Source organism: Maribacter sp. UH1 (assembly GCF_056839145.1).
The window spans coordinates 3,605,011-3,616,788 of the sequence record NZ_CM166387.1; the positions used below are offsets into that span (position 1 = coordinate 3,605,011).

At 35.9% G+C, this 11,778-nt stretch carries 9 protein-coding genes; all 9 read right to left on the bottom strand.

Going from position 1 to position 11,778, the window contains the following annotated elements; all coding sequences use genetic code 11:
- Nucleotides 1–91: 91 nt before the first annotated feature.
- On the bottom strand, nt 92–1,267 hold the full coding sequence (locus tag UH1x_RS15645; RefSeq protein WP_482622840.1) for an aspartate aminotransferase family protein: 1,176 nt from the start codon (nt 1,265–1,267) through the stop codon (nt 92–94).
- Between the two features lie 9 nt (nt 1,268–1,276).
- Nucleotides 1,277–2,980, bottom strand: a complete 1,704-nt coding sequence (locus tag UH1x_RS15650; RefSeq protein WP_482622842.1) for an OstA-like protein — start codon at nt 2,978–2,980, stop codon at nt 1,277–1,279.
- A 242-nt stretch (nt 2,981–3,222) separates the two neighbouring features.
- Nucleotides 3,223–4,659, bottom strand: a complete 1,437-nt coding sequence (locus UH1x_RS15655) for a Gfo/Idh/MocA family protein (protein WP_482622844.1) — start codon at nt 4,657–4,659, stop codon at nt 3,223–3,225.
- 11 nt (nt 4,660–4,670) lie between these two features.
- On the bottom strand, nt 4,671–5,447 hold the full coding sequence (locus UH1x_RS15660) for a 3-keto-disaccharide hydrolase (RefSeq protein ID WP_482622846.1): 777 nt from the start codon (nt 5,445–5,447) through the stop codon (nt 4,671–4,673).
- A gap of 148 nt (nt 5,448–5,595) precedes the next feature.
- The gene (locus tag UH1x_RS15665) at nt 5,596–6,867 is read right to left on the bottom strand and encodes an adenylosuccinate synthase (protein WP_482622848.1); all 1,272 of its coding nucleotides are present in this window, start codon (nt 6,865–6,867) and stop codon (nt 5,596–5,598) included.
- A 25-nt stretch (nt 6,868–6,892) separates the two neighbouring features.
- On the bottom strand, nt 6,893–7,363 hold the full coding sequence (locus tag UH1x_RS15670) for a Fur family transcriptional regulator (RefSeq protein WP_036153368.1): 471 nt from the start codon (nt 7,361–7,363) through the stop codon (nt 6,893–6,895).
- Between the two features lie 50 nt (nt 7,364–7,413).
- Nucleotides 7,414–9,618: a RelA/SpoT family protein gene (locus UH1x_RS15675; RefSeq protein ID WP_396634947.1), complete on the bottom strand. Its 2,205-nt coding sequence runs from the start codon at nt 9,616–9,618 to the stop codon at nt 7,414–7,416.
- Nucleotides 9,619–9,662: 44 nt separating this feature from the next.
- The gene (locus tag UH1x_RS15680) at nt 9,663–10,895 is read right to left on the bottom strand and encodes a M48 family metallopeptidase (RefSeq protein ID WP_482622850.1); all 1,233 of its coding nucleotides are present in this window, start codon (nt 10,893–10,895) and stop codon (nt 9,663–9,665) included.
- Nucleotides 10,896–10,940: 45 nt separating this feature from the next.
- Nucleotides 10,941–11,744 (bottom strand): TrmH family RNA methyltransferase, encoded by an 804-nt coding sequence (locus UH1x_RS15685; RefSeq protein ID WP_482622852.1) that lies wholly within the window; start codon nt 11,742–11,744, stop codon nt 10,941–10,943.
- Nucleotides 11,745–11,778 lie beyond the last annotated feature (34 nt).

Genomic DNA, 11,778 nt, shown 5'->3' on the forward strand with positions numbered 1-11,778 from the left:
TTTTACAAGATATTTTAAAAGTAAGTGATTGTATGGGGTTTCAGCCATCTTGTTAATCGATATTATTAACAAATTAGTTAACAACGCTGATTTACATAGCGTTAAGAAGTTCTAAGATTATAGCACAACCATCTTTAATTTCTTTTTCTGAAATGGTCAATGGCGGGGAAATTCTTACCGCTCTATTTTCAAATAATAACCAAAAAAGAATAAGATTTTTCTCTTTTGCTTTTAATACCAATTCATTGGCTGTTTCTGGAGAATCCATTATCAAGGCAAGCATCAATCCTTTACCTCTAATTTCTTTTATCTTCGGATGTTTTAATAACGATTTAAAGAGCTTTTCTTTAATTAAGGTGTCAGCAATTAAAGTCGAGTTCAACAGTACGTTTAGTGTAGCCAAGCTAGATGCTGCAATTACCGGATTACCGCCAAAAGTAGTTATGTGACCCATTTTAGGATTCTCACTTAGCGTATGCATAATTTCTTTACTAGCTGTAAAAGCACCAACGGGCAGGCCAGATGCCATCCCTTTGCCGATAACTAAAATATCAGGGATGCAATTAAAATGTTCAAATGCGAATAGCTTTCCTGTTCTGCCAAAACCGGGCTGTATTTCATCAAGTATTAAGAGCGCTCCCATTTCTTTGCAACGCGCTTTTACTTTTTTTAAATAGTCTTTTGATGGAAGTATAAAACCAGCGCCACCTTGTATGGTCTCTAAAATAACACAGGCGGTTTTAGAGGTTATCTTATCTAAATCTTCTTCGTTATTGAAACTGATATGATAAATGTCTGGTAATAAAGGTCTAAAAACACTTTTGCGTTCTTCAAAATCCATAAGACTTAAGCTACCCATGGTATTACCATGATAGGCGGATTTAGCTGCAATAATTTCTGAACGACCAGTATATCTACGCGCCAATTTTAACGCACCTTCAATAGCTTCTGTTCCAGAATTAACCAAGTAGGTTACCTCTAGAGGTTCAGGTAAATTATCCGCAAGCAACTTTGTGTATATGGTTGCTGGTGATTGTGCATATTCGCCATACACCATTACGTGCATATATTTATCTACTTGCTTTTTTATTGCATCTACCACATCTGGGTAACAATGACCAAGAGTACATGCCGATACTCCGGCAACAAAATCTAAATGAGCACTACCATTGGTGTCAAAAATATAACTGCCGCTGGCATAGGAAACTTCCATGCCTAAAGGGTAGGGAGAAGTCTGTGCTTGATATTTTAGAAAGTCTTTGTTCATGTGAAATAGCTATTTCACCTTTTTAGGCTTTACAGACTTTTTAGGGTCTGTTGCTTTATCTTGTGTAGGAATATTATTTACCGGGTCAGATTCGTTTTGACTTCGTTGTTGCTCCTCAGCGTCAATATCTATTGGGTTATCAATGCCATTGATAACTACAAGTTTTAGGTTATTATCATCTTCATCAAAAATATCATCCTTAGTTAATATGCGTTCATCTCCACGCCATACAAAGCCTTTTAATATTCTACTATTCTTTGGTAGGTCTTTCTCAGGGAAAATATCGCCATCTGGGTCTGTATAAAAAGTCAAGTTTTCTATGTCATTTTCTGCCATAGTAATTCTTATTTTGCTACACACAGTTTTATCAATACCTATTAGTTCGTCATCATCATTGTACATATAATAAACGACCTCGGTATTTTGTATTAAGTCTATGAGTTTTAATTCGTTTTCAATGAATTTTCCGTATAAATTAATTCCCTTGGCTTGGTTATATCCGGTCATGCTAACACTGTCCAAAGAAATTATAAAGGCATTGTTCAATACTTTTAAGGAGTCTAGTTTTTCAGTTTCTAGATTCGATTTTAGATGAATGCTGTCACCTGTCATTTGGTTGGCACCATTCCAAATAACTGGATTCTTAATTAATTGGGTAATACCGGTTTTTTGTTCTGAATGGATGCTATCACATTTACCGCTTAAATCTGTTTTGTAGAATTTAGCATTTCTAAAAGCTCGTAGAATTCTATCTTCTGGTTTTCCAGTGACCATTAATGTATCTCCATGAACATAAAGAGAATCTCGTTCTTGAACAGAAATAGAAACTGCTCTTCTTGTTGCAAATACAGAATCTTTAGCTTTAAATACTTCGGCATAGTGCGCTCTGATAATACCATTGTTTATAGTATCTGTAACGGTAATGTTATTAGTGGCAGATGCAAATTCCTCAGCCTTATTGAAATAAACGCTATCACCTTCTATAATTCTGTTGTTGTAATCTATACGAGTGTTTTTAATTCCGTAGCCGGTTTCTACTTTGGTGTCATAAAATCCTCTTTCACAATATATTTTGTACGTTTCTCCGTTTATAGTTGACGGACCGTACATATAAGCGTTTTTAGAATTTGTATAATAGTCTAATTGTTCTGAGTCTAAAGTATATTCAGGGTTTTTAACATGTACGCTGTCTAAGAACTGATATTTTTTAAGTTCCATAAAATACTTACCAATTTTGCTGGTCAACGTATTTGCTGAATCTACTACAGTACCGTTATCTTGATAAAAAGCTTCTTGCTTTTCGCGATCTAAACGTAAGGTATCCGTTCTTAAGGTCATATCAGAATTTGTCAATACAACATTACCCCATGCTTTAGCCAACTTTACATCACCTAAGTAGTTGATTTTTTTACTGGTCATTTCAACAGAATCTCCCTGCTTTAAAATGACATTGCCAATAGCTTCCAATCTATTTTCTAATTGGTAATAAATAGCAACATCGCACCACAAATCGGCACCTTGGTGTTCAAATTGAACTTGACGGGTATCTTTACTAAAAATAGAAGCACCTGGATATTCGGCTTCGTTTTTAGTAAAATTGGCACCGTAGACTATATTGATTTGTTTGGGTTCTTCTTCGGTAGTATTCTGCTGGGAATAGCCAAAAAGAGAACATGCTAAGCATAAAAGAACTACTGGATAAATCTTTTTCAACCTAAAAATTTTTTCAAAAATAGGACATTTTAAAAGAGCCTTGTCATGGTTAAGATACTTTTGGGATTTTAATGCGAAAAGGACAATTGTTTTATGGGGTTTGTTGATGAGTGTTTCTAAATGAAAAATATAATTTTTTAGGCTTTTTTCAAATGTATCTAAGATCGCCCATGTACGGTAAAGTTAAAAAAGAATGGATGTAAAAAAAACCACCCGAAAGTGGTTTTTTATTTTCATGTGTTTTAGAAATCTCTATAATTTCCTTCAAGAAAAGCATTGGCTTCATCTTCGGAAAATTTTGCATTCTCACTGTCCCAATGTAAAGTTTGGTTAGGGAATCTACCGGCGATTACACCTAATAGAATGGTTTCCGTTAGCCTAGATGCATAGGAGAAAGGAGCGGTAGTTTCATCTGTTCCCAAGCAAGCATCTACAAACTGATGGTAATGTTTTGGTCCTTCCAAATCATAATCTCTAATTGGTTTGCCCATATTGTTAGCTTTTTCTATCGATTCTATTTCTGCAGAAATATCTACATATTTACCATCTACAATCTTTTTTGGTAATTGCATGAAATGCGGTAGCAATAATCTTCCTTTTTCACCAATGAACATGGCACCTTGATCTGGTAACGCGCCTTCATCTGCTGTTTTTGTTTCCAAAGACATTTTATCTTTCATAGAATCTTCACTACTTTCTTCGGTAGTTTCGGTGTTTTGAGCCCCTGGTAATATTAAATCTTCATGGTCTTTTGGTGCACCCGGACCATCATACCAAACCCATTTTAAAGTTTCCGTAGTATATTCTGTTTGTGGAAATTCATAAGTAACGACGTTGTTCTGTGGAAAACCGAATCCATTCGGTTCTCTGCATTCATTTTTAATCGTTTTTGGAACTTGTAGAGCTAATGCGTTATACGGAGTATCAAAAATATGTACGCCCATGTCACCTAATGTCCCACAACCATAATCAACTAACTTTCTCCAGTTGCCTGGGTGATAGAAGCCTTCCTTATAAGGTCTTTCTGCCGAAGTTCCTAGCCAAAGATTCCAATCTAATGATGCTGGTATCGGGTCAGATCCAGTAGGTTCAGCTCCGTCATAACCCCAATCTTTTGGTGACCAAGCACGAACCGTATGTACTTTACCTATGATACCGGATTGTATTAATAACGTTGCCAATTTGTAGTCATAGAACGAATGTACCTGAATTCCCATTTGAGTGACCAATCCTTTTTCTTCGGCCAGCTTTTTCATCGCCCTTGCTTCAGATACATAATGGGTCAATGGTTTTTGGCAATACACAGGCTTGTCCATTTCCATAGCCATCATAGAAGCTGGTGCATGGGTGTGGTCTGGTGTAGAAACAATAACGGCATCGATCTCATCGCCCATTTCTTTTAACATCGCTCTATAGTCGGTATATGTTTTTGCATTAGGATGAAGTTCTTTTGCAGCTGCTAAATTGTTTGCATCAACATCGCATAATGCGGTGACATCAACCTTGCTGTGAGATGAAATGGCTTTTAAATCTTCGGCTCCCATATTGCCAACGCCAATGTGTGCAGTTTTTAATCTTGTCAATTTTTTGACTTCTTTTTTACAAGACCAAAGTCCGGATGGAAGTAATACAAATGTTGATAATGTAGCTGCGTTTTTTAGAAAGTCTCTTTTGTTCATTGGTGTGGTGGTTAAAGTTTTTTGATTTTTATGTTTCTGAACCAAATAGGGCTAGAATGATCTTGAAAACCGATATAGCCGGTTTTAAACTTACCGTAGTCTTCACTATTTTTCCATTTATCCGAATTCTTCTTCTCGTACCAAGCTTCATCCCACGGTACAAAAGAAACCACCTTCTTACCGTTTAACCAGTGCTCTACCTGTTCTGGGGTGAAAATGATTCTAGTAGTGTTCCATTGCCCCACCGGATGCAGTATTTTACCTTCTGGATTAGCGGCATGCATGGCATAATCAGAGGCGGTTTGCTGAAGCGGCTTTAATTCCTCGGGTTTTTCTGTATAACCTAAGCTTAAGTTATAATCAGTAATGTCGTGAATGCTGGCATAGTTTTCATCATCGATCAATTGATATTCTGGTGCAACTTCTGGCGGACTATCATAACCTTCTTTCAAGTGGTAGAAAATACCGCTGTTTCCACCTTTCGGCAATTTCCATTCTACATAGAGTTCAAAATTATCAAACTCTTCTGCGCCATAAATAATATCTGTGCCACCGGTGTAATCTTGCTCCATACCCAATTCTGTATCAAATTGTAATTCTCCATCTTTAGCTATCCAACCTGGTGGCAGTTCTTTGCCGTTGTATGCGCGCCATCCTTTTGTGGTATTACCATCGAAAAGAGTAATCCATTCATTGTTTTTTTCTTCTACTTTTTCTTTTTTTTCTGACTTGCAAGATGTCGCTAGAACAAGAAAAAATAGCAAGGAAGCATAGGTGGTTATTTTCATTTGTTTAGTTGTAGTTAAGTTGTTGCTGAATTGTGGAAATGTACATTTTGCACAAACTTGAAAATACAAAAAAAAAGAATGGCGATAAAGGTATTTCCCTATATCGCCATTCCTGAAAGTTGAACAACCTATTCTGGTCGCTTAATGTTTATCTCAATATTGTCTGTGTTCTATCTGGACCTACAGAAACAATCTTGATCGGTACTTCTAATTCTTTTTCAAGGAAATCGATGTACTCGTTAAGTTCTTTCGGCAACTGGTCTGCTGAAGTCATTTTGGTTAAATCTTCTTTCCAACATGGGAACTCAGTGTAAACAGGAGTTACATTTTCTGGTTCTATGTTATATGGGAAATGAGTTATGGTCTTACCCTTATACTTATAGGCAGTACATACTTGCAGGCTATCAAACCCAGAAAGTACATCACCTTTCATCATATTTAATTGTGTAACACCGTTAACCTGACAAGCATATTTTAATGCTACAAGATCTAACCAGCCACAACGACGTGGTCTACCGGTTACCGCACCAAACTCGTGACCTACTTTAGCCATTTCTGCACCAACTTCGTCAAATAATTCTGTTGGGAAAGGACCGGAACCTACACGTGTTGTATATGCTTTAAAAATACCAAACACTTCTTTTACTTTATTTGGAGCAATACCTAAACCTGTACAAGCACCTGCTGCAGTTGTATTAGATGAAGTAACAAAAGGGTATGTTCCAAAATCGATATCTAATAAAGATCCTTGAGCGCCTTCTGCCAATATAGTTTTACCTGCTTTAATAGCCTCGTTCAAATACTCTTCACTATCAATAAAAGTTAATTCTTTTAAACGCTCTACAGCATCAAAAAATTCAACTTCCATTTCTTCTAAGTCATACTGTACATCAACATTATAGAAGCTGATCATAGCCTCGTGTTTGTCTGCTAAATGACGGTACTTTTCTTTCCAAGAATCCAATTCTAAATCTCCAATACGCATACCGTTTCTACCGGTCTTGTCCATATAAGTTGGACCAATACCTTTTAATGTAGAACCAATTTTTGCTTTTCCTTTAGATGCTTCAGATGCGGCATCTAATAAACGGTGTGTTGGTAATATTAAATGTGCTTTTCTAGAGATAATAAGTTTGGCCTTGTAGTCTATGTTGAACTGGTCTAAGCCTTCTAGTTCTTTTACAAAAACAACTGGATCGATAACAACACCGTTACCTATAACGTTCATTGCTTTTTTATGAAAAATTCCGGAAGGAATAGTTCTAAGAACGTGTTTAATACCGTCAAATTCTAAGGTGTGACCAGCATTTGGACCGCCTTGAAAACGTGCAATAATGTCGTAATCTCTAGTTAATACGTCAACGATTTTTCCTTTTCCTTCGTCACCCCATTGTAGGCCTAACAATAAATCTACTGCCATCTAAATTTTATATACTTGGTTAGTTTTATTTAATTTCTTTTTTGCCTGCGTTTTTAGCAGGAGTATTTTTAGTCCCATAAAAATATAGGGAATGCGTATTTATGGTTATGTCGAAAACTTCTTCTATAGTTTTTTTAATAGACTGTATTCTTGGATCACAAAATTCCATGACCTCACCGGTATCCGTTAGTATAACATGGTCATGCTGACGATCAAAATATGATTTTTCATATTGAGCCTGATTCTTTCCAAACTGATGCTTACGTACCAATTTGCAATCTAAGAGAAGTTCAATGGTGTTGTATAAGGTAGCCCTACTTACACGATAGTTTTTATTCTTCATTTTAATATAAAGAGACTCTATATCAAAATGTTCATCACTTTCATAAATCTCTTGAAGAATAGCGTAACGTTCTGGGGTTTTTCTATGTCCTTTGTCCTCTAAAAAGGCGGTGAAGACGTTTTTTACAATTTCTTGATTTTTATCAGAAGACATATTTACTACATTAATACACAAAGGTACAGTTAAATTTTAATTTCCTTTTTCTAAATACGAGTAACTTTATCAATACCGTTGATGTTCATAAGATTATCGGTCAATTTTTTCAGTACAGCTTTGTTTTTGACCACTACGGTAATCTTACCTTTAAAGGTGCCACCATCAGTGCTGAAATTTAAATTACGCATATTTACGTGCATAATATCAGATATAACTTCTGTAATATCATTTACAAGTCCTAAGTTATCTATACCGGTCATCACTATGTCAGCTTGGTATTCTTGTTGCGATGAATCTATCCATTTGGCACTAATAATACGGTAGGCATAGTTAGACTGTAATGAAATAGCATTTGGACAATTTTTTTTGTGCACCTTAATTCCTTCAGAAACACTTACAAAGCCAAATACTTCATCACCAGGTATAGGATTACAACATTGGGATAGCTTGTATTCTAGTTTTTCTTCTTCCTTGCCAAAAACAAGCATGTCATACTTAGAAGTGATTTCATCTTTGTTGATATCTTCTTGTGTTGGCGATTTGCGCATTCTGTTCTTAAAGAAACTGATGAATGCATTACTGTAAGAAGATGCAAAGTCTTTAATCATAGTATTGTCAATAGAGCCTATACCAACTCTATAAAACAAATCTAGACTTGTTTTTAATTTGAAGAAGGAGACCATTTTATTAATGGAATCTTCATTGAGCGAAATTTTCTGAGACTTTAATTTTCTGCGTAAAATCTCTTTTCCATCTTCGGCAACAGCTTTTTTCTCTTCCCGTAAAACAGATTTGATTTTTGCCCTAGCTCTAGCGGTAGTAGCATAGTCTAACCAGTTTTGATTTGGTTTTGCTTGATCAGAGGTAATAATCTCCACTTGATCTCCGCTTGAAAGTGTGGTGTTCAAAGGAACCAGTTTACCATTGACCTTAGCGCCTCTGGTACGCATACCAACTTCTGTATGTATGTTAAAAGAAAAATCTAGTGGCGTTGCACCTTTGGGCAAAGACCTTAATTCTCCTTTTGGGGTAAAAACAAATATTTCTTTTGAATATAGGTTCAGCTTAAATTCTTCTACAAAATCAACAGCATTGGTATTTGCATTCTCCAAGGCTTCTTGTAGCTTGTTTAACCACACTTCTATACCTTGTTCTTTTTGATCGCCGTGTTTGTATTTGAAATGCGCAGCATACCCTTTTTCAGCTATTTCGTGCATACGTTCACTTCTAATCTGGACTTCTACCCATTTCCCTTTTGGTCCCATAACGGTAATGTGCAAGGCTTCATAGCCTGTGGACTTAGGGGAGGATATCCAATCTCTTAATCTAACGGGGTTCGGGGTAAAGTGATCTGTAACTATGGAATATATTTTCCAAGCTAGAAACTTTTCATTCTGCGGGTCTGATTTGTAAATAATTCTAATGGCAAATTTATCGTAGATTTCCTCAAAAGTTACATTTTGGGCAATCATCTTTTTGCGCATAGAGAAGATAGACTTCATCCTCCCTTTTATAATGTAATTAAGACCTTCTTTTTTAAGTGAATTGTCAATTGTGCCAGAAAATGCATCAATATAAGCTTGTTGGTCTTCTTTGCTATCTTCTATTTTATCTTTAATAGAGTTGTAAACCTCTGGCTCTGTATATTTTAAACTTAAATCTTCTAATTCTGTTTTAATATTATATAGACCAATTCTATGTGCAAGAGGCGCATAGATATACAATGTTTCTGATGCAATCTTTACTTGCTTGTGCTCTGGCATAGAATCCATGGTGAGCATGTTGTGATATCGATCGGCAATCTTAATGATAATAACACGTACATCGTCATTTAAGGTCAAGAGCATTTTTCTGAAATTCTCTGCTTGCTGAGAGATGTTCATGTCTTTCTTTAAATGCGAAATTTTAGTGAGTCCGTCAACAATACGCGCTACGGTTTCACCGAACATACGGTCAATATCATCTAAAGTGTACTCGGTGTCCTCAACTACATCATGTAATAGGGCAGAGGCTATGGAAACGGCATCAAGTCCAATTTCAGAAGCTACTATTTTTGCTACTGCTATTGGATGAAAAATATAAGCTTCGCCAGATTTTCTTCGTTGCGTTTTGTGCGCATCAACAGCGACCTCAAAAGCGCTTCGTATTAGTTTTTTATCATCATCTGTCAATGTTTGATAACTAATTCGGAGTAACTCTTTGTACTCTTGAGCTATAAGCTTATTTTCCTCTTCTATCGCTGCCTGTGTCATACTAGATTAAAAATAAGATAATCTTATATGATGCACAACAAAAATTATGCCTTTAAATTACGTATGCGATCGATTAACGGTGGGTGAGAATAGTGCATAAATACATATGCTGGGTGCGGCGTAAGGTTGCTAAGACTGTTTTTTGATAGCTTTTTCAAAGAAGTGACCAATGGTAAGGCTGCGTATGTGTCTTTAGCATAGTCATCTGCCTGGTACTCGAATTTTCTTGAAAAATGATTCATTAACAAGCCTGTTATTTCTGAAATGGGACTATATAATATTCCAAAACCTATTAAGGCTGCGTGAAAACTAGGTCTGTCTACACCTATTGCCAACGAAACTTCTGGGTTATTAATAAATAATGAGAGTAACAATAGCATTAATCCTGTAAGCAAAATAGATGTCGCTAGATTATATATGATGTGCTTTCTTTTATAATGACCTATTTCATGTGCCAATACGGCTACAATCTCTTCTTCCTCCAAATCATTAATTAAGGTGTCATATAAGGTTACTCGCTTTTCTTTTCCAAATCCTGAAAAATATGCGTTGGCTTTTGTAGATCGTTTAGATCCGTTAATCACAAATATATTTTGTAGATCAAAACCTACTTGTGCGGCGTAGTTTTCAATTTTTTCTTTCAAACTACCAGCTTCCAAAGGTTCTTGCTTATTAAACAATGGTACAATTAGCTTGCTGTAAAACACATTCATGAACAATGTGAATGCTGCAACCAATGCCCACGTATACAGCCAAAAGTTGGTGCCAGCCCATTGAAAAAACCAAATGACCAAAGATAGAATTCCACCACCAACAATTATGGTCATTGCCCATTGTTTTGATTTGTCTAAAAAGAAAGTCGATATGGTTGTTTTATTAAAACCAAATCTTTCTTCGATTACAAATGTTTGGTAGTAAGAAAATGGAATATTGATAATATCGCTTCCGATCATAATGATACCGAAGAAAACCAATGCTTGTACGATAATGTTATCACTCTGGTTTTGTGCAATGTTATCGACAAAGGCAAATCCGCCAAACAATAAAAAGGTTAGAATCAATAACAATGAAAATACCGATGTAAAAACACCAAATTTATAATTGGTGAGTTTGTAGGCTTGAGATTTTTCATATTCCTCTGTATTATAAACATCGTTTAAATCCTCAGGTATAGGGTCTTTAAATCGCTGTGCGTTTAAGTAATTCATCACCGTAGCAAGTATAAACTCCGCTATCAAAATGAAAAGTATACAATAAAAGACGAATGTATTATCCATATAGTGTAGTTGCAAACGAAAACGGTACTATAAAAAGTATATGTTTTACTGGTTTATTTTTCGCTGACGTTTGGCTTCAAAGATAAGTATTGCCGCAGAGACCGAAACGTTCATGGAATCTATCTCACCTTCCATTGGTATAATAATGTTCTGTGTACTGTTCGTAAGCCATTCTTCACTTAGTCCAGAATGTTCGGTTCCTACTACTATTGCTGTGGGATCTTTATAATCAACCGTCGTATAATCTTTGGATGCAGATAGTGCAGCGCAAAATATCTGAAATCCTTCTTTTTTTAAAAAGGATATAATTTCTGTCGTACTGCCTATTTTAACATTCCTTGAAAAAATACAACCCACACTTGATCTTATAATATTGGGATTATATAAATCGGTTTTTGGATTGGCAATTAAGACGGCATCTAAATTTGCAGCGTCTGCCGTTCTCAGTAGTGCACCTATATTGCCTGGTTTTTCAGGTGCTTCTGCGATCAGCACTAGCGGATTTTTAGTCTTGAATTTTAAAGACGAGAGCTCGTGGTCTTTACTCTTCGCAATAGCAATGATGCCTTCCGTAGTGTCTCTGTAAGCTAATTTCTTGTAAACATCTAGTGTTACGGATATGAGTTGATCACTGCTGAAGGACTGTATTATAGCTGTGTTTTCTAAAATGGTTTCGCAGTATAGAATGGTATCTATACCATACCCTGCATTGCTTGCAATCTGCAATTCGCGCAGCCCTTCTAAGACAAAAAGACCTGTTTTTTTGCGCTCCCTAGATTTTTCTTTTAATAGTAAAATCTTCTTTATCAGTGGGTTTTGGGCGCTACTTATGTTTTTTGTTGCTTGCATGAAATACAAAAATAGTTCAATTTAGTAAGTCTCT

Coding starts and splice junctions, on each gene's coding strand:
- UH1x_RS15680 (WP_482622850.1), bottom strand. CDS start 10,895: ATGGATAATACATTCGTCTTTTATTGTATACTTTTCATTTTGATAGCG.
- UH1x_RS15660 (WP_482622846.1), bottom strand. CDS start 5,447: ATGAAAATAACCACCTATGCTTCCTTGCTATTTTTTCTTGTTCTAGCG.
- UH1x_RS15645 (WP_482622840.1), bottom strand. CDS start 1,267: ATGAACAAAGACTTTCTAAAATATCAAGCACAGACTTCTCCCTACCCT.
- UH1x_RS15670 (WP_036153368.1), bottom strand. CDS start 7,363: ATGTCTTCTGATAAAAATCAAGAAATTGTAAAAAACGTCTTCACCGCC.
- UH1x_RS15685 (WP_482622852.1), bottom strand. CDS start 11,744: ATGCAAGCAACAAAAAACATAAGTAGCGCCCAAAACCCACTGATAAAG.
- UH1x_RS15665 (WP_482622848.1), bottom strand. CDS start 6,867: ATGGCAGTAGATTTATTGTTAGGCCTACAATGGGGTGACGAAGGAAAA.
- UH1x_RS15675 (WP_396634947.1), bottom strand. CDS start 9,618: ATGACACAGGCAGCGATAGAAGAGGAAAATAAGCTTATAGCTCAAGAG.
- UH1x_RS15655 (WP_482622844.1), bottom strand. CDS start 4,659: ATGAACAAAAGAGACTTTCTAAAAAACGCAGCTACATTATCAACATTT.